The organism is Pseudomonas sp. UBA5706 (assembly GCF_002419965.1).
In the GTDB taxonomy this organism is placed as follows: Bacteria; Pseudomonadota; Gammaproteobacteria; order Pseudomonadales; family Pseudomonadaceae; genus Aquipseudomonas.
Window position 1 is genome coordinate 117740 of sequence record NZ_DIHC01000060.1, and the last position, 18010, is coordinate 135749.

General features: G+C 59.2%; 15 protein-coding genes and 1 pseudogene. 9 read left to right on the forward strand and 7 right to left on the reverse strand.

Annotated features, from left to right (window positions below; translation table 11 throughout):
• Positions 1–161: 161 nt before the first annotated feature.
• Positions 162–722: an NADPH-dependent FMN reductase gene (locus B3I26_RS27295; protein ID WP_296262485.1), complete on the reverse strand. Its 561-nt coding sequence runs from the start codon at positions 720–722 to the stop codon at positions 162–164.
• Positions 723–1037: 315 nt separating this feature from the next.
• On the opposite strand from B3I26_RS27295, the pseudogene B3I26_RS27300 reads away from it, so the two are divergent.
• Positions 1038–1247: pseudogene (locus B3I26_RS27300) on the forward strand (hypothetical protein); the annotation flags it as partial.
• A 65-nt stretch (positions 1248–1312) separates the two neighbouring features.
• On the opposite strand, the gene B3I26_RS27305 reads toward B3I26_RS27300, so the two are convergent.
• The 4 genes from B3I26_RS27305 to B3I26_RS27320 all read right to left on the reverse strand — a co-directional run bounded on the left by B3I26_RS27305 (position 1313) and on the right by B3I26_RS27320 (position 4103).
• Positions 1313–1879 (reverse strand): GNAT family N-acetyltransferase, encoded by a 567-nt coding sequence (locus B3I26_RS27305; RefSeq protein ID WP_296262629.1) that lies wholly within the window; start codon positions 1877–1879, stop codon positions 1313–1315.
• 45 nt (positions 1880–1924) lie between these two features.
• A complete protein-coding gene (dnaQ, locus tag B3I26_RS27310) occupies positions 1925–2668 on the reverse strand; it encodes a DNA polymerase III subunit epsilon (protein WP_296262630.1) in 744 nt (247 codons plus the stop codon).
• A 179-nt stretch (positions 2669–2847) separates the two neighbouring features.
• Positions 2848–3300 (reverse strand): ribonuclease HI, encoded by a 453-nt coding sequence (gene rnhA / locus B3I26_RS27315; protein ID WP_296262486.1) that lies wholly within the window; start codon positions 3298–3300, stop codon positions 2848–2850.
• A gap of 44 nt (positions 3301–3344) precedes the next feature.
• The gene (locus B3I26_RS27320; protein WP_296262488.1) at positions 3345–4103 is read right to left on the reverse strand and encodes a class I SAM-dependent methyltransferase; all 759 of its coding nucleotides are present in this window, start codon (positions 4101–4103) and stop codon (positions 3345–3347) included.
• 97 nt (positions 4104–4200) lie between these two features.
• Here B3I26_RS27320 and gloB point away from each other — a divergent pair, with 97 nt between their 5' ends.
• From gloB to fabI, 8 genes are all read left to right on the forward strand, one after another.
• Positions 4201–4980 carry a hydroxyacylglutathione hydrolase gene (gene gloB, locus B3I26_RS27325; protein ID WP_296262490.1) on the forward strand — a complete coding sequence of 260 codons (780 nt, stop codon included), beginning with the start codon at positions 4201–4203 and terminating at the stop codon, positions 4978–4980.
• A gap of 99 nt (positions 4981–5079) precedes the next feature.
• On the forward strand, positions 5080–6696 hold the full coding sequence (locus B3I26_RS27330) for a LysM peptidoglycan-binding domain-containing protein (protein WP_296262492.1): 1617 nt from the start codon (positions 5080–5082) through the stop codon (positions 6694–6696).
• A gap of 242 nt (positions 6697–6938) precedes the next feature.
• The gene (locus B3I26_RS27335; RefSeq protein ID WP_409521993.1) at positions 6939–8750 is read left to right on the forward strand and encodes an extracellular solute-binding protein; all 1812 of its coding nucleotides are present in this window, start codon (positions 6939–6941) and stop codon (positions 8748–8750) included.
• On the forward strand, positions 8747–10642 hold the full coding sequence (locus B3I26_RS27340; protein WP_296262497.1) for an extracellular solute-binding protein: 1896 nt from the start codon (positions 8747–8749) through the stop codon (positions 10640–10642). Before B3I26_RS27335 ends, B3I26_RS27340 begins: the two co-directional genes overlap by 4 nt.
• Before the next feature lies 1 nt (position 10643).
• Positions 10644–11717 (forward strand): microcin C ABC transporter permease YejB, encoded by a 1074-nt coding sequence (locus tag B3I26_RS27345; RefSeq protein WP_296262499.1) that lies wholly within the window; start codon positions 10644–10646, stop codon positions 11715–11717.
• A gap of 1 nt (position 11718) precedes the next feature.
• On the forward strand, positions 11719–12738 hold the full coding sequence (locus B3I26_RS27350) for an ABC transporter permease (protein WP_296262501.1): 1020 nt from the start codon (positions 11719–11721) through the stop codon (positions 12736–12738).
• 1 nt (position 12739) lies between these two features.
• Entirely contained in the window at positions 12740–14350 is a 1611-nt protein-coding gene (locus B3I26_RS27355; RefSeq protein WP_296262502.1) for an ABC transporter ATP-binding protein, read from the forward strand.
• Between the two features lie 18 nt (positions 14351–14368).
• Entirely contained in the window at positions 14369–15163 is a 795-nt protein-coding gene (fabI, locus tag B3I26_RS27360; protein WP_296262503.1) for an enoyl-ACP reductase FabI, read from the forward strand.
• A gap of 392 nt (positions 15164–15555) precedes the next feature.
• On the opposite strand, the gene B3I26_RS27365 is transcribed toward fabI, so the two are convergent.
• A complete protein-coding gene (locus B3I26_RS27365; protein WP_296262504.1) occupies positions 15556–17430 on the reverse strand; it encodes a SurA N-terminal domain-containing protein in 1875 nt (624 codons plus the stop codon).
• Positions 17431–17667: 237 nt separating this feature from the next.
• The gene (locus tag B3I26_RS27370; protein WP_002552737.1) at positions 17668–17940 is read right to left on the reverse strand and encodes an HU family DNA-binding protein; all 273 of its coding nucleotides are present in this window, start codon (positions 17938–17940) and stop codon (positions 17668–17670) included.
• Between the last annotated feature and the right edge of the window lie 70 nt (positions 17941–18010).

Sequence of the window (18010 nt, forward strand, 5' to 3'; positions counted from 1 at the left end):
CGGTGTCATCACCGGAAATGGGCAAAAGTGCCAATGAGCTTAAAGAGAAAAACAGCGAGCACTGCGCTACATAGTGCTGTGCATGCGCAGCCCAAATAGGGATTCACTGCTTCAGAGGCGCAGCCCCCGCCGGCCTCGTGGGGGTCTGCCGGACTTCATCGTTACACCTTCAACGTGCGCGCAACATGCTCAGCGAAGGCATCGACGATGCCCTGCAGGAATGGCCGGGTCTTTTCGTTCAGCCGGCCTTGCTCATCAAAGAACGTGCCGGCGTTTCCTAGATACGCCTCGGGCTGCTGCATGCACAGCACATCGAGAAACACGAAGCTCTGGCGCAAGTGCTGGTTGGCGCCGAAACCGCCGATCGCGCCCGGCGATACGCTGACCACCGCCGCCGGCTTGGCTTTACCCCATGCGCTCTTGCCGTATGGCCGCGAGCCTACGTCGATGGCGTTTTTCAAAACGCCGGGCACCGAGCGGTTATATTCGGGAGTAACGAACAGATAGCCATCGGCGCCTTGCAGCGCTTGGCGAAATGCGCTGTAAGCCGCAGGCGGCGAGTCCAGGTCGATGTCTTCGTTATACAGTGCCAGATCGCCGATCTCGACGATGCTCAGTTTCAGGCTCGAGGGTGCAAGCTCAGCAAGCGCACGGGCCACCTTGCGGTTGAGGGACTCCTTTCTCAAGCTGCCGACAATCACTGCAATCGAAAACTGGCTCATGGATGTGACCTTCTGCAAATGGAGGAATGGACAGTTATAGATGAAAGCAGCCGTTTGTTCCCTGCTGTTTTTTCGCTGGCATTGATCGAAACGGCCGATCTTCATCCTGCAAACGCTTGGCTCGACGCTACCGTTGGTCGACAGTATTTTTTTGCACAACGAAAACTACCCCTGAAATCAAGGGTCTGAAGGGCTTGGGTGAGGAAGGTACACACGTGACCTGTAGATTAGCCTTACGAGCGGACACGGATTCACGGCGCGCAGTGGTACGATGCGGGCGAAAACGAGCAGTTATTTCCAGAGGTTACAAAGCAAATGGCTTCAGTTCTAGTTGGGCAATTTCAGGCCAGAGATGCGGAAGGCCGTGTCTATCAAGTGCATGAATATCGTGAATCACAACCCGAAGCGGCTCACAGTCCGACGCAAGTGTCCACCTATCGCTTGGCTATTGGCGACCGTATGAACCACTTGGGCGGTGATGATTTCGAGCTGCTCCAGTCGGGCATTAAACTCAAGCGAGAGCCACAGGGCAGCAACGCAAATGTCGGCCAGACGCCTGACAGTAGCGTAAAGACCGATGCATCCGATATCTAGTCGCTGACTGGATCGTCAAATAGCAGATACCAGAACACCGCCGCTTCTTCGGTGGCCGGGTCGATGGCGCGGTAACGCAGGTAATCGACCCCGCCCACTACAAACCCATAACGTTCATACAGCCGGCACGCCGCCAGATTGTTGTTCTGTGTTTCGAGCGTGATGCCTGGCATGTTGTGCTTGCGGCTCCAGAACCGTGCGACGTCGAGCAGCTTGCGCGCAACACCGTTACGGCGGGCTACCGTATCCACGGCCAGCTCATCGATGTGCGCGAAGCCGTTCCAGTGCTTGCTGATCACCACATGCCCGACCGGGTCATCGCCAAGCCAGGCCACCAGCACCGTGCCGTCCCCGCCTTCGCGGTAGTGGCAGAACTCTTCAGAATCGATGCCGTAATTTTTCAGGTAAGGCGCGACCGGCGCGACGGGCCATTGCGCCACGGGCTGGCCGATCTGCACCTGGGCGTAACCGGTGACCATGAAGGTGAATTCGCAGTTGAGGATGTAATCCTCGAAGCGTTCGTCCGCGACACGAATACTTAAGGCAGGGCTCGCCATTGTCACCATCGGCCTCCTGGCCATCGATCAGGGCGCCACGCCCCCGGTTGATCAGGCTTGTTGGGCTTGCGCTTCCAACAATTGTGTCCAGAGAGCCGGGGCACCTGCGGATTTGGCGATCACTGCCAGACGTGCCTCGTGCTCGGCCAATTCGGCTTCGCTGGCGACGATAATCCGGCCCAGGGATCGATTGGCGATGCGACGAATCTCGGTCGGGCGATCCGCGCCGCCTTCGCCATCGTTGTTACCGGCCAGCGACAGCGTGGTCTGCCCACCGGTCATCGCCAGGTAAACGTCCGCCAGAATCTCGGAGTCGAGCAATGCGCCATGCAGCTCGCGACCCGAGTTGTCGACGTCATAGCGCTTGCACAGTGCGTCGAGGCTGTTGCGCTGCCCCGGATGACGCTCACGGGCCATGGCCAGGGTGTCGAGTATCGAGCAGTAGGTCGTGAGGTCGGCGCGGTCGTGCTGGCCGATCAAGGCGAATTCGTTGTTGAGGAAGCCAACGTCGAAGGGCGCGTTGTGGATGATCAGCTGCGCACCCTTGATGAATTCGTAGAACTCATCGGCGACTTCGGCGAAGCGTGGCTTGCCGATCAGGAACTGGTCGGTGATGCCGTGCACGCCGATCGCACCCTCGTCGCTTTCACGGTCCGGCTGCAAATACACGTGGAAATGCCTGCCGGTCAGCCGCCGACCGATCACCTCGACACACCCGATCTCGATCACCCGGTGTCCGTCGGTGACGGGCATACCGGTGGTTTCGGTGTCGAGTACGACTCTTCGTTCAGTGATGATGTTTTGTGCGGTCATTGCCTGGCGCCTCGGATTCAGGCGCGGATATTAACACGGGAGTTTTCGCGATGTGCGCATGCCCCGCCGGATGATGTCATTCCTGGCGCAGCCGGCTTGCCAGCGGCGACGGCCTCACCAGCACCGCAAGGGGTGCGCTGCCAGGGAATCGCGCAGGCCCGTCACCTGTGCTTGATCCCGCGCACCTCATCCACCCCGCGATTGGCCAATTGGTCGGCGCGTTCGTTGCCATGGTGCCCGATATGCCCGCGTACCCATTTCCAGGTGACGTTGTGGCGGTTGACCTGTTGGTCCAGTTGCATCCACAGGTCGGCATTCTTGACCGGTTCTTTCGCCGCTGTCTTCCAGCCGCGTTTTTTCCAATTGACCATCCACTCGGTGATGCCCTTCATCACGTATTGCGAGTCAGTCACCAGAGTCACCTCGCAAGGCCGTTTAAGTTCTTCCAGGCCGCGAATCGCTCCGAGCAGCTCCATGCGGTTATTGGTGGTGTTGGCTTCACCGCCCCAGAGTTCCTTTTCCACCCCTTTGCACACCAGCAACGCGCCCCAGCCACCCGGGCCGGGATTGCCCTTGCAGGCGCCATCGGAGAAGAGTTCTACGGTATCGCTCATTACGACTTTTCCAGAATTTGAGAGACAGGATCCACCGCGAGTGTTCAGGGCTCGGGGGTCCGTCGATTGACCTTGGCCATTGGCAGCGGCAGGAGTTTGCCCATGGGTTCGCGTCGCGGCATGCGCACCGGGCGCAAACCCACCACCAGTTTGCGCGCGACCAACAGATAGAAGCCGCCACCGGGGCTTTGCCAACCGCCACCCAGACGCTCAAGGCCAGACAGCCGACTCTGCCAGGCAGGCGAAGCGAGCGGCGGACGATAGCACCCGAACCGGCGTTTCTCCAGCGCAAAGCCCAGCAGGTTGAGCCAATCGCCGACTCGCGAAGGCGAGATGCAACGCGCCCGGCGCAACGCGTCATTGGCAAAGAGATGGCGGATACCCCAAGCGCTCCAGGGATTGATGCCGATAATTACCAGATGCCCCCCTGGACGCACGCTGCTGGCCGCTTCGCGCAATAGACCGTGGGGCGACAGGCAGAAATCCAGGCCGTGCTGCATTACCACGACATCGGCGGCGTGCTCACTCAGCGGCCAGGCCTGCTCTTCGCAAACGATCTCGACCCCCGGCAGCGGCGCACCGAGGCGCACATTACGCTGCACCTGCTTGGCGTCGGGCGGCTTCTGCGCCGATGGACCGTAATGCACCAGATAGCCGCCGAAGAAGCGCTCCAGCTCCTCTTCAAGCACCCGTCGCTCTTCTTCGAGCAGCAACTGCCCCACGGGCCCCGACAACCACTCACGGGCAGAGCTGATCAACTCAAGCCATTGGGGGTCGGCCTGGGCGAACGCTTCATCGGTCATTTCCGGTCTCCATGAGATGCCCAGCGCGAGCGGTGCTCGCGCAGAGCCTGTTCAGACTCTAAGATTGCGCTTTGTTTCCAGCCAAGTGAATCGCGCCATGATACAGATCGACGCCCTGCCCGCTTTCACCGACAACTACATCTGGTTGTTACAAGACAATGCCAGCAAGCGCTGTGCCGTGGTTGACCCGGGTGACGCTGCGCCAGTGCTGGCCTGGCTTGCGGATAATCCCGACTGGCAGCTGAGTGACATCCTGATCACCCACCATCACGCCGATCACACCGGCGGCGTTGTGCAACTCAAGGCCGCCAGCGGCGCCAGGGTCTACGGCCCGGCGAACGAAAACATTCCGGCTCGCGACGTCGCGCTGGAGGACAATGACGAGCTCACCGTACTCGGCCTGAGGTTCGCCGTCCATGCGGTCCCGGGCCACACCCTTGGCCACATCGCGTTCTACCATGAGGACCGGCAGCAGCCGCTGCTGTTTTGCGGCGACACCCTGTTTGCGGCAGGCTGCGGTCGGTTGTTCGAAGGCACTCCCCAGCAAATGCACCGTTCTCTGAATCGCTTGGCGACGTTGCCCGATAACACGCAGGTCTACTGCGCTCACGAGTACACCCTGAGCAATCTGCGCTTTGCGCTGGCCGTCGAACCCGGCAACCCCGATGTGACCGGCCGCTTCGAGCAAGTGATCCGCTGGCGCGAGGAAAACCGCATCAGCCTGCCCTCAACCCTTGCGCTGGAACGCAAGACCAACCCTTTCCTCAGGGCCGATCAAGCATCGGTCAAACAAAAAGCAGACGAACGGACAGGCACGAACAATGCCTCGCCTGTGGCGGTTTTTGCCGCCCTGCGCGCATGGAAAGATAAGTTCTAATCGGGCGCCGGATCGGTACAAAAATTCTGAAAGGTTGACCGTTGTTAAGACGCTTTCTAGAATCGCCCGACATTTTCGACTGGAACTATCTCCCAGCCAATGTCGTCATCTATACGCAGAACCCTTAATTCCGACGCATTGACTCGGTTAGCCCAGGCAATCGCGGTGGTCGCAAGCGCTACATTGGCGGGCTGCCAGACCACCAGCAGCCTGGAGCCGGCCAACTCGACAAACGCCTCCCATACCCCGGCGGTCGCCAAGCCCAAACCGGTGTTCGTCGCTCGCAAGCCTGCTCCGCTGGCCCCGCCCCATGACGTCTGGGAGCGTATGCGTCAGGGCTTCCAGTTACAGGACGGTAACGATCTCAACCCGCGCATCGACCAACAGCGCCTGTGGTACGCCAACAACCCGTCGTTCCTCGAAACGGCGGGTGAGCGTGGCAGCCTCTACATGCACTACATCGTCGAGCGCCTGGAAGAACGCAACATGCCGCTGGAGCTGGCGCTGTTGCCGGTGATCGAAAGTGCCTACAACCCAATGGCGCTTTCCCGCAGCGATGCCGCTGGTATCTGGCAGTTCATTCCGTCTACAGGGCGTTATTTCAACCTGCGTCAGACCAATTTCTACGATGGCCGTCGTGACATCACGGCGTCCACCACCGCAGCGCTGGATTACCTGACCAAACTGCATGACATGTTCAACGGCGACTGGCTGCTGGCCCTGGCAGCCTATAACGCCGGTGAAGGCACAGTCAGCCGCGCCATCGAACGCAACGAAAAACTCAACCTGCCGACCGACTACTGGAACCTGCCACTGCCGCAGGAAACCCGCGACTACGTGCCAAAATTGCTGGCCCTGTCGCAGGTGGTACTGGCTCCGCAAGCCTACGGCGTCAACCTGAGTCCGATTGACAACAAGCCCTACTTCGAAGTCGTCGAGCTGAACCAGCGCATGGACCTGTCCAAGGTCGCGCAGATGGCCAACATCGATGAAGACGAGCTGATGCAACTCAACCCGGCGTTCAAGAAACGCCTGACCATCGATGGCCCCCAGCATCTCCTGGTGCCGACTTCCAAATCGCAACTGCTGACCGCCAGCTTGTCGAACATGAAGCCTGAAGAGTTGGTCGACTGGCAGCAATATCGCGTGCGTCCCGGTGACAGCCTGGCCAGTATCGCCAGCCGCTACAAGGTGTCGACCGTCACGCTGAAGGACCTGAACAAGCTGTCCGGCAACCACCTCAAGCGCGGCCAGGCATTGACCATTCCCGTCCAGCCGGGCATGAAGATGACCATGCCGGTGTTTGAAGAAGTGGCCGAAGTGGATGTGAAGCCGGCGCGCACCCGCACTTATAAAGTGAAGAAAGGTGAAAACCTGGGTCAGATCGCCCGCATCAACAAGGTGGACGTCAAAGACCTGCAACACTGGAACAGACTGTCCGGCTACAACCTTAAGGTCGGTCAGACGCTGGTGATGCAGGACAACAGCAAGCCTGCCGCCAAAACCAGCGCCCGTGCCGTTGCCAAGGCTGATACTGGCAGCAAGGGTCAGGACGCCGACAGGAAGGCCATGCAATACAAGATTCAGAAAGGCGACTCGATGTACCTGGTCGCCAAACGGTTCAACGTCGAAATGCAGCATCTCAAGCGTTGGAACCCGCGCAGCGGCCAGGCCCTCAAGCCTGGGCAGACGCTGACGGTTTATCTGCCGCATTGATCGGCGCGCGACCAGACAGCGCGCTCCTGTTGACCGATCTGAAACCGGCCCCCCTGCAGGAGCGCGCTTGTCCGGAATCGCGGTGCATGAGGCAACTGAAGCTTCACATACATACCGCGTTCGTGACCAAGCGCGCGCCTACAGGTTGAGCATCCGCAACCGCTCTTTTTCCAGCCCATACAAGCTGTTACTGTGACCGACCGCTGCCTGGATCGAACGCCGATTTGATACGCCTCTCGCTGATGGTTTTCAGCCTGGTCTTGAGCACGACATCCGCCGCGACCATCAGTGAAAGCCATGGTTACGCACAGTTCGGTGTCCTCAAGTATCCGGCCAGCTTTACGCATTTCGACTGGGTCAATCCCGAGGCGCCGAAAGCTGGCACCTTGCGAATCATGGCCAACGGTACATTTGACACGCTCAACCCCTACACCTTCAAGGGCAGCAGCCCGACCTCGACCGCCAATTTTGGCCAGTACGGCGTCAGCGAGCTGAACGAACCGCTGATGGTCGGCACAGGGCAATACGATCCGTCTGGCGATGAACCCACCTCCAGTTACGGCCTGATCGCCAGGACCGTCGAATACAGCGAAGACCGCAGCTGGGTGGTGTTTAACCTGCGCCCTGAGGCGCGCTTCCACGATGGCAAGCCGATTACCGCCTATGACGTGGCGTTCTCCTATCGGACACTGCTCAAGGACGGCCACCCGCAATACCGCACTGCCCTGCAGGAAGTGCAGCGAGTCGACATCCTCAACCGCCATCGCATTCGTTTCGTGTTCAAGCGGTCCGGCAATCCATTACTGATCCTGCGCCTCGGCGAACTGCCAGTGCTGGCGCAGCATTACTGGAAAAACCGCAACTTCACCACCACCACGTTCGTGCCTCCCCTGGGCAGCGGACCCTACCGCATCACGCAAGTACGCCCCGGCCGCGGGCTGGTGTTCGAGCGGGTCAAGGATTACTGGGGCAAGGACCTGCCGGTCAATCGCGGCAAATACAACTTCAACCGCGTGGAAGTCGAGTTCTATCGCGATGCCGACGTCGCCTTCGAAGCCTTCAAGGCGGGTGAGTTCGATATCTACATCGAGCACCAGGCCAAGAACTGGTCTACCGGCTACGACTACCCTGCGGTGAACGACGGCCAGGTGATCAAAGCGCAAATCCCGCATCAGATCCCTACCCAGACTCAGGGCCTGTTTATGAACACCCGCCGCGATACCTTCGCTGACATCAAGGTACGCGAGGCCTTGGGCCTGATGTTCAACTTCGAATGGACCAACCGCACGCTGTTCAACAACGCCTACAAACGTTCGGTCAGTTATTATCCAAACAGTGAATTTTCCGCGGCTGACGTTCCCGCCGGTCGCGAGTTTCTGTTTCTCTGGCCCTATCGGGACCAGTTGCCCCTGCAGTTGTTCACTCAGCCATTTGCCGTGTCGAAAACCGATGGCGGTGGCGTCCCTCGCGATACCCTTCGCAAGGCTTTGGGACTGCTCGCCGAAGCGGGCTGGAAATTCACCGATCGCGGTCTTGCCAACAGCGCCGGGCAACCGTTGCGGTTCGAAATACTTCTGGTCAACCCCAGCCTCGAACGAATCCTGCAGCCGTATATCGAAGACCTCACGCGAATCGGCGTCGACGCTCGCCTGCGCACCGTGGATCGCGCCCAATACAAACAGCGGCTGGACCAATTCGATTTCGACATGATCCTCATGACCCTGAACCAGACCTTAAGCCCCGGCCTTGAGCAATGGCAGTATTTCCATTCCAGTCAGGCGAATATCAAGGGCAGCAAGAATTACGCGGGTGTTGCCAACCCGGTGGTGGATCACCTTTTGAACCAATTGCTGGCGGCAAAAACCCGGGATGAGCAGGTCGCGGCGACCAGGGCACTGGACCGCGTTCTGCTCTGGCAGCATTACATGATCCCCAACTGGTACCTCAACACTCACCGCCTGGCCTACCGCAATCGGTTCGCCTTCGTCACCACCCCGCCCTACACCTTGGGCTTGCGCGCGTGGTGGCTCAAACCTTTGGAGAAGACCCAATGAATGCCTTGCGCTTGCTGACGCGGGCTGGCGGCCTGTTTCTGAGCCCGTTCATGCTGGCCCCGCTCTTGCTGGGGATGACTTGCTCATCCCAGGCCGCCCCGCAACACGCCATCACCCTGTACAACGAAGCGCCAAAATATCCGGCCGACTTCAAGCATTTCGATTATGTGAATCCCGACGCCCCCAAAGGCGGCATCCTGCGCAGTGCTGGTTTCGGGGGCTTCGACAGCCTTAACCCGTTCATCAGCAAAGGCGTGCCCGCCGATGACATCGGTCTGATCTACGACACGCTGATGCGCCAGGGGCTGGATGAGCCGTTCACCGAATACGGCCTGATCGCCAACAAGATCGAAAAAGCCCCGGATAACAGCTGGGTCCGTTTCTACCTGCGCCCCGAGGCCAGGTTTAACGACGGCCATCCGGTACGCGCTGACGACGTGGTCTTCAGCTTCGAAACGCTGATCAAGGACGGCTCGCCGCTGTGCCGCAGTTACTACGCCGACGTCGATCACGCGGTGGCGGAAAATCCGTTGACCGTGCTGTTCACCTTCAAGCACACCAACAATCGCGAGTTGCCGCTGATCATCGGCCAGTTGCCGGTTTTGCCGAAACACTGGTGGGCGACCCGTGATTTCAACAAGGGCAGTCTGGAAATTCCCTTGGGCAGCGGGCCTTACAAAGTGGTCGAGGTCAAGCCGGGACGGTCGGTGCGTTACGAGCGTGTCAAGGATTACTGGGGCAAGGACCTGCCGGTCAACAAGGGTTTCTACAACTTCGACAAGCTTTCAACCGATTACTACCGCGACAACACCGTGGCTCTGGAAGCCTTGAAAGCCGGTGCCTTCGACTACTGGCAGGAGATGGCCGCAAAGAACTGGGCCACCGCTTACGATGTTCCGGCGGTGCGGGAGGGCAGATTGATCAAGGAGGAAATCCCCAACGGCAATCCACAAGGCATGCAGGGGTTCATCTTTAACCTGCGCAAGCCGATGTTCCAGGACGTGCGCGTGCGTGAGGCCCTGACCTTGCTGCTGGATTTCGAATGGACCAACAAGCAGTTGTTCTTCGGCATGTACACCCGCACCAAGAGCTATTTCGATAACTCGGATATGGGAGCCCAGGGCCTGCCCTCCGATGCTGAGCTGAAGATCCTCGAACCGCTGCGCGGCAAGTTGCCGGATGCGGTATTCGACCAGGCTTTCAAACTGCCGGTCACCGACGGCAGCGGGATCATCCGCGAACAACAGCGCAAGGCTTTTGCCTTGCTCAAGGACGCAGGCTGGAAAATCGTCGGCGACAGGATGGTTGACACTGAAGGCAAGCCGGTCAACATCGAGTTCCTGCTGGCCCAGACCGAATTCGAGCGCGTACTGCTGCCGTTCAAACGCAACCTGGCCGATATCGGCATCAACCTGGAGATTCGCCGGGTCGATGTGTCGCAGTACATCACTCGCCGCCGCTCGCGGGACTACGACATGATCGTCGGCAGCTTTCCCCAGTCCAGTTCACCGGGTAACGAGCAGCGCGAGTACTGGACCTCCGCAGCCGCCGACAAACCCGGCAGCTACAACGTGATCGGCCTCAAGGACCCGGCTATCGATACGCTGGTCAGCGGTCTGATCAACGCCGACTCGCGCCAAAGCCTGGTCGACCACACCCGGGCCCTCGATCGCGCCCTGCTCTGGGGCTATTACGTGATCCCCAACTGGCACATCAAAACCTGGCGCATGGCCTATTGGGACCATCTGGGCCACCCGCAGAAGTCGCCGCTGTATGACATCGGCACCATGACCTGGTGGGTCAAGCCCGACGCCACGCCGGCAGTCCCGGTGCAAAACGCGCCAGACCTTGCCGAACCTGAGTCGGCACCTTCCACGGACACGGAGCATTAACATGCTGGCGTACATTCTGCGGCGCCTGCTGCTGATCGTGCCGACCCTGTTCGGTATCCTGCTGATCAACTTCGTGATCATCCAGGCCGCGCCAGGCGGTCCGGTCGAACAAATGATCGCCAAGCTCGAAGGTTTCGAAGGCGCCACCAGCCGCATTGCTGGCGGCGGTGCCGAGGTCTCGGTGGCCGGCTCGACCTACCGTGGCGCCCAAGGCCTGGACCCGGCACTGATCAAGGAAATCGAGCACCTGTACGGTTTCGACAAGTCAGCGCCGGAACGCTTGTGGATCATGATCAAGAACTACGCGCGGCTGGACTTCGGCGACAGCTTCTTTCGCGATGCCAAGGTCATCGACCTGATCGTCGAGAAGATGCCGGTGTCGATCTCGCTGGGGTTATGGAGCACGCTGATCATGTACCTGGTGTCGATCCCGCTGGGGATCGCCAAAGCCACGCGCCACGGCAGCCAGTTCGACGTCTGGACCAGCTCGGCGATCATCGTCGGCTACGCCATCCCTGCGTTCCTGTTCGCTATCCTGCTGATCGTGGTGTTCGCCGGTGGCAGTTATTTCGACTGGTTCCCGCTGCGCGGCCTGACCTCCGGTAACTTCGACGAGTTGAGCTGGCTGGGCAAGGTGGGGGACTACTTCTGGCATCTGGTCCTGCCGATCACGGCGCTGGTGATTGGCAACTTCGCCACCATGACCCTGCTGACCAAAAACAGCTTCCTCGATGAAATCGGCAAACAGTATGTGATCACGGCCAAAGCCAAGGGCCTGACCCAGCACCGGGTGCTCTACGGTCACGTATTTCGCAACGCAATGCTGCTGGTGATCGCCGGTTTCCCATCGGCGTTCATTGGCATTTTCTTCACCGGTTCCCTGCTGGTAGAGGTGATCTTTTCCCTTGATGGCCTCGGCCTGATGAGTTTTGAAGCCGCGATCAACCGCGACTACCCGGTGGTGTTTGGCACCCTGTTCATCTTCACCCTGCTGGGGCTGGTGGTGAAACTGATCGGCGACCTGACCTACACGCTGGTTGACCCACGTATCGACTTCGACCGCAGGGATCATTGATATGACGTTGTCCCCTCTCAATCGACGCCGTTTCGAACGTTTCAAGGCCAACAAGCGTGGCTGGTGGTCCTTGTGGCTATTCCTGATCCTGTTCGGCGCAAGCCTTGGTGCCGAGCTGATCGCCAATGACAAGCCTCTGGCCGTGCGCTATGACGGCCACTGGTATTTCCCGGTGTTCCAGCGTTACCCGGAAACCACCTTTGGTGGCGAATTCCCGCTAGAAGCCAACTACAAGAGCCCCTACATCAAGGAATTGCTCGCGGCAAAAGACGGCTGGACGCTATGGGCGCCGATCCCGTTCAGTTACCAGAGCATCAATTACGACCTGAAAGTCCCGGCTCCCGCGCCGCCTTCCCGGGAAAACCTGTTGGGCACCGATGATCAGGGCCGCGATGTGCTGGCCCGTGTGATCTACGGCTTCCGTGTCTCGGTGTTGTTCGCCCTGACCCTGACCGTGCTCAGTTCGATCATTGGCGTGATCGCCGGAGCCTTGCAGGGGTTCTATGGTGGCTGGGTGGATCTGGTGGGTCAGCGCTTTCTGGAAATCTGGTCCGGTCTGCCAGTGCTGTACCTGTTGATCATTCTCGCCAGCTTCGTGCAGCCCAACTTCTGGTGGCTGCTAGGGATCATGTTGCTGTTTTCATGGATGAGCCTGGTGGATGTCGTGCGCGCCGAGTTCCTGCGCGGGCGCAACCTGGAATATGTGCGCGCCGCGCGCGCGCTGGGGATGCAGAACGGCGCGATCATGTTTCGTCATATTCTGCCCAACGCGATGGTCTCAACCATGACCTTCATGCCGTTCATCCTCACCGGCGCGATCGGCACCCTGACCGCGCTGGACTTCCTGGGCTTCGGCCTGCCCGCAGGCTCCCCGTCGCTGGGTGAACTGGTCGCACAGGGCAAATCCAACCTGCAGGCGCCGTGGCTGGGCATCAGTGCCTTTGCGGTGCTGGCGCTCATGTTGAGCCTGCTGGTGTTCATCGGCGAATCCGCCCGTGACGCATTCGACCCGAGGAAATGAGATGAATCAGGACAATCTGATCGAAATCCGCAACCTGTCGGTCGAGTTCGTTAACGGGCAGCACATCCAACGCGTGGTGGAAGGCATCAGCTTCGACATCCGCAAGGGCGAAACCCTGGCGCTGGTCGGCGAAAGCGGATCGGGCAAGTCAGTCACCGCCCACTCGATCCTGCGGCTGCTGCCCTACCCCCTCGCCCGACATCCCACCGGCACCATCAAGTACGCAGGCAGCGAACTGCTGACCGTGAGTGAAAAGCGCATGCGCGCGATTCGGGGCAACCGCATCGCGATGATCTTTCAGGAGCCGATGACATCCCTTAACCCACTGCAGTCGATCGAGAAACAAATCAACGAGGTGCTTGGCTTGCATAAGGGTCTGACCGGCAAGGCTGCCACACGGCGCACCCTGGAACTGCTTGAGTTGGTGGGCATCCCCGAGCCGCTCAAGCGACTTAAAGCCCTGCCTCATGAACTCTCGGGCGGTCAGCGCCAACGCGTGATGATCGCCATGGCCCTTGCCAACGAGCCGGAACTGCTGATCGCCGACGAGCCGACCACCGCGCTGGACGTCACGGTGCAGTTGAAAATCCTCGAACTGCTCAAAGAGTTGCAGGCCCGTCTGGGCATGGCCCTGCTGTTGATCAGTCACGACTTGAACGTGGTTCGACAAATTGCCAACCGAGTATGTGTCATGCAGCGCGGTTGCATCGTCGAACAGGCATCGTGCGAACAACTGTTCCGTGCGCCGCAGCATCCGTACACTATCGAACTGCTCAGTGCCGAGCCAAAAGGCGGTCCGGCGAGCAATGCTCCGGGCGCGCCAATGCTGGAAGTCGAAAACCTGCGGGTCTGGTTTCCGATCAGGAAAGGCGTGTTCAAGCGTACCGTCGATCACGTCAAGGCTGTGGATGGCATCCACTTCAGTCTGCCCAAGGGACAGACGCTGGGGATCGTCGGCGAAAGCGGTTCTGGCAAGTCCACGCTGGGCCTGGCGATTCTCAGGTTGATTCGCAGCGAAGGCCAGATACGCTTTCAGGGCCATTCGCTGGCTGCGCTGAAGGAGGATCAGGTGCGGCCTTTGAGGCGCCAGATGCAGGTGGTGTTTCAGGATCCGTTCGGCAGCCTGAGCCCACGTATGTCGGTGTGCGATATCGTGGGCGAAGGTTTACGGATTCATAAGATCGGAACAGCCGTCGAACAGGAAGCGGCGGTGATCGAAGCACTCAAGGAGGTCGGCCTGGACCCGGAAACCCGGCACCGCTACCCCCATGAGTTTTCCGGCGGACAGCGGCAAAGGATCGCCATCGCACGGGCATTAGTGTTAAAACCGGCGCTGATTTTACTGGACGAGCCCACTTCGGCACTCGACCGGACCGTTCAGCGTCAAGTGGTGGAGCTTTTGCGCTCCCTGCAAACCAAGTACAACCTGACGTATTTGTTTATCAGCCATGACCTGGCGGTAGTCAAAGCGCTTAGCCACCAACTGATGGTGGTCAAGCAAGGCCAAGTGGTCGAACAGGGTGTGGCAGAAGACATCTTCGCCGCGCCGCAACATCCCTATACACAGCAGCTGCTGGAGGCCGCTTTTCTGGCACCAGCCGCTGTCGATTAACCTGAAGAGGAACAAACCATGGGTTTTCTCGCCGGTAAGCGCGTCCTGATCGTCGGTGTCGCCAGTAAATTGTCCATCGCATCCGGTATCGCTGCCGCCATGCACCGCGAGGGCGCTGAGCTTGCCTTCACCTACCAGAACGAAAAACTCAAGGGTCGCGTCGAAGAATTCGCTGCCGGCTGGGGTTCGAGCGCTGATCTGTGCTTCCCTTGCGACGTCGCCAGCGACGAAGAAATCGCCAAGGTATTCGAACAACTGAGCCAGAAGTGGGATGGCCTGGACTGCATCGTGCACTCCGTAGGCTTCGCTCCGGGCGACCAACTGGATGGCGACTTCACCCAAGCCACCACCCGTGAAGGTTTCCGCATCGCTCACGACATCAGCGCCTACAGCTTCGTGGCTCTGGCCAAGGCCGGTCGCGAATTGATGAAGGGCCGCAATGGCAGCCTGCTAACCCTGTCGTACCTGGGTGCCGAACGTACCATGCCCAACTACAACGTAATGGGCATGGCCAAGGCGAGTCTTGAAGCCGGTGTGCGTTATCTGGCCCGCAGCCTTGGCCCGGATGGCACCCGCGTCAACGCGGTGTCGGCGGGTCCGATTCGCACCCTGGCCGCCTCCGGTATCTCGAACTTCCGCAAGATGCTGGCTGCCAACGAAGCCCAGACCCCACTGCGTCGCAATGTGACCATCGAAGAAGTCGGCAACGCTGGAGCCTTTCTGTGTTCCGACCTGGCTTCGGGCGTGAGTGGTGAGATCATGTATGTCGACGGTGGCTTCAACACCACAGCGATGGGTGATCTGGAGGGTTGATTCGGTAAACCTGCGTGCAATGCCTGTAGGAGCCGGCTTGCTGGCGAATGCGGTGGGTCGGGCAGCCAGGTGCTGAATGACCTGCCGTTTTTTTTGCGCTGGTTTTGGGTGTATAGGTGCACTCCCACGCAGCGTGGGAATGCGCAGGATGTGCATGGGCAGAATACCGGTGCACCGCGCAATCTTGTGGGAGAAGTCGCAGGTTACGACGATCGCGAACGCGGTGGGCCAGTTACAGATAGGTTGGCTGGCGCTCCGTGCTCCTCCGATCAGGGCCCGCACTGTCGTCACCGCCAGTAGCCTCCGCCACCGGCTGCCTGTGCCAGCCCCCAAAAAACAAAAGCCCCGACTCTCACGAGCCGGGGCTTTTGATTTTCAGCATTTTGCCAGGATCAATACTTCTCGATCTTGGCCTCAGCCTGAAGCTGCGCCTGATACGACTCAAAGTCCTGACGCCCCTCACGCGATGCCAGGAAACGACGATACTGCGTCTTCTCCGCATCCGTCGCCGGTGCTGCCTGATTCACGCCATTTAGGCGCACCACCACGAAGCTGCCATCTGCCGCCGTCAGGCTCGAATATACCGGCTTGTCCTTACCCTCAGGCTTCGGCATACGGAACAACGCCTGCAGTACTTGAGGGTCTACACCCTCCTGACCACGAGACGCCGCTTCCACCACCTTCCAGTTCTGCCCATCCTGCTTGGTGGCAGTATAAGGCACCTTGCCATCGCGCAAGCCGGCCAACAACGCCTCACCCTTGCCTTTCACGGCATCACTGGCGCGTTCCTTGACCAGTTGCGCCCGAATCGCATCGGAAACGGCTTCCAGAGGCAATTGCTCGGGCTGGCGGTGTTCTTTCACGTGCACCACCACTAAAGTCTCAGGATCAAGCTCCAGCGCCGAACTGTTGGAGCCCTCTTCCATCACCTCAGGACTGAACGCAGCCTGGATCACGGCACGATTGGCCGCGATGCCTTCGCCGCCTTCGCGACCGAACGGCGCGGTGGTCTGAACTTTCAGACCCAAATCCTGCGCAGGCTGTGACAGATCGGAAGCCTCAAAGGCTGCGTCCTCCAGCTTTTTGCTGGCATCGACGTATTTCTGTTCAACTTGCGCTGATTTCAGCTCGTGGGTCAGCTTTTCCTTCAGACTGGCGAAAGTCGGAACCGACGGCGCCTCGACGCCAAGCAGCTTGATCAAGTGCCAACCGAACTGACTGCGAACCGGTGCCGATACCTGATCCGTGTTCAACGCATAGAGCGCGTCTTCAAAGGCCGGATCGTAAACACCCTTGCCTGCGTAGCCCAGATCCCCGCCCTTGCTCGCGGAACCTGGGTCCTGCGACAGTTCCTTGGCCAGTGCTGCGAAGTCTTCACCTTTGGCGACACGTTGCTGGATCTCTTCGATCTTCGCCTTGGCCTGGGCATCGGTGGTCTTATCGTTGACTTCGATCAGGATGTGCGCAGCGCGACGCTGCTCGGCCAGGTTGGCGATTTCTTGATGGTACGCCACCTGCAGGTCTTCGTCCTTGACCGACACTTTGTCGAAGAACGAGGATTTCTTCAGTTCGATGTAATCCAGCACAACCTGCTCAGGACTGAGGAACTCCTTGGCGTGCTGATCATAGTGCGCCTTGACTTCGTCGTCGGTCACTTTCACGTTGGACGGATCGGCCGGCAGGGTCAACGTTGCGAAATCCCGAGTCTGTTTTTCCAGACGGGCAAACGCATCGACCTGCGCGTCGGTAACAAACGCACTGCCGCCGATACCCGCACGGATCTGGCCGATCAGCATTTCCTGACCAAGGATCTGACGGAACTGAAGACGGCTGTAGCCGAGCTGGCGAACAACCTGGTCAAAACGGTCGGCATTGAATTTGCCGTCCACTTGAAACTCAGGCGTCAGGAGGATTTGCTGATCAAGCGCTGCCTCGGAGAAACCGAATTTGGCGTCCGCCGCACCTTGCAGCAGCAGCTTGCGATCGATCAGACCCTTAAGAGCCGAATCACGCAGCATCTTTTCGTTGAGCATCGCCGGGTCGAAATCTTTGCCCAGCTGTTGCACAAGCTGGCGGCGCTGCATCTCAACGGCCTGCCCCAGTTCGGCCTGAGTAATCTCATCGCCGTTGACCTTGGCAGCATCCTGGCTATGGCTGGTGGCCCTGAAAATGGCATCAAAGCCGGTCAGCGCCATCAGCGCCATGATGACACCAATGATGGTTTTGGCAATCCAGCCTTGTGAATTGTCCCTGATATTCTGCAGCATGCGTCCCCCAAAGGGTTTTACTCAACTCACAAAGCTGCGACACACGGAGCGGAGCGTGGATGAAATCCGGATAGAAGAAAGGCGCATCCGAGGATGCGCCTTCTCGTAACGTTCAAAGCGGACCGGGTTCGGACATGCGTCCCCCGAGGTGACAGGCCAGCGCTTGCCCACCGCACTTGCCGCTTTACACCCGGGACAGAAGTAAAAATGCCCAAGGCAAAACATCAATAAAGAAACTTAGTTGACCGCTTCTTTCAGCGCCTTACCGGCTTTGAAGCCTGGTTTTTTTGCAGCTGCGATTTCCAGTGTTTTACCGGTCTGAGGGTTGCGGCCGATACGAGCAGGACGATCGGTCACGGAGAAGGTGCCGAAGCCAACCAGTACCACAGAGTCGCCAGCCTTCAGAGCGCCAGTGACGGATTCGATTACTGCGTCCAGCGCACGGCCAGCAGCAGCTTTCGGGATATCAGCGGATGCGGCGATAGCATCAATCAGTTCCGACTTGTTCACTCTAAGTCCCCTTATATCTATCTATATTGAGTATATTTTCTAAGTTTTTTGGTAAAGCCGAACAAACGCT

Excerpts from the sequence above, each read along its gene's own strand:
- B3I26_RS27295 (WP_296262485.1), bottom strand. The coding sequence starts at position 722 with ATGAGCCAGTTTTCGATTGCAGTGATTGTCGGCAGCTTGAGAAAGGAG.
- rnhA (WP_296262486.1), bottom strand. The coding sequence starts at position 3,300 with ATGAGCGATACCGTAGAACTCTTCTCCGATGGCGCCTGCAAGGGCAAT.
- B3I26_RS27320 (WP_296262488.1), bottom strand. The coding sequence starts at position 4,103 with ATGACCGATGAAGCGTTCGCCCAGGCCGACCCCCAATGGCTTGAGTTG.
- gloB (WP_296262490.1), top strand. The coding sequence starts at position 4,201 with ATGATACAGATCGACGCCCTGCCCGCTTTCACCGACAACTACATCTGG.
- B3I26_RS27330 (WP_296262492.1), top strand. The coding sequence starts at position 5,080 with ATGTCGTCATCTATACGCAGAACCCTTAATTCCGACGCATTGACTCGG.
- B3I26_RS27335 (WP_409521993.1), top strand. The coding sequence starts at position 6,939 with ATGGTTTTCAGCCTGGTCTTGAGCACGACATCCGCCGCGACCATCAGT.
- B3I26_RS27340 (WP_296262497.1), top strand. The coding sequence starts at position 8,747 with ATGAATGCCTTGCGCTTGCTGACGCGGGCTGGCGGCCTGTTTCTGAGC.
- B3I26_RS27345 (WP_296262499.1), top strand. The coding sequence starts at position 10,644 with ATGCTGGCGTACATTCTGCGGCGCCTGCTGCTGATCGTGCCGACCCTG.
- B3I26_RS27350 (WP_296262501.1), top strand. The coding sequence starts at position 11,719 with ATGACGTTGTCCCCTCTCAATCGACGCCGTTTCGAACGTTTCAAGGCC.
- B3I26_RS27355 (WP_296262502.1), top strand. The coding sequence starts at position 12,740 with ATGAATCAGGACAATCTGATCGAAATCCGCAACCTGTCGGTCGAGTTC.
- fabI (WP_296262503.1), top strand. The coding sequence starts at position 14,369 with ATGGGTTTTCTCGCCGGTAAGCGCGTCCTGATCGTCGGTGTCGCCAGT.
- B3I26_RS27365 (WP_296262504.1), bottom strand. The coding sequence starts at position 17,430 with ATGCTGCAGAATATCAGGGACAATTCACAAGGCTGGATTGCCAAAACC.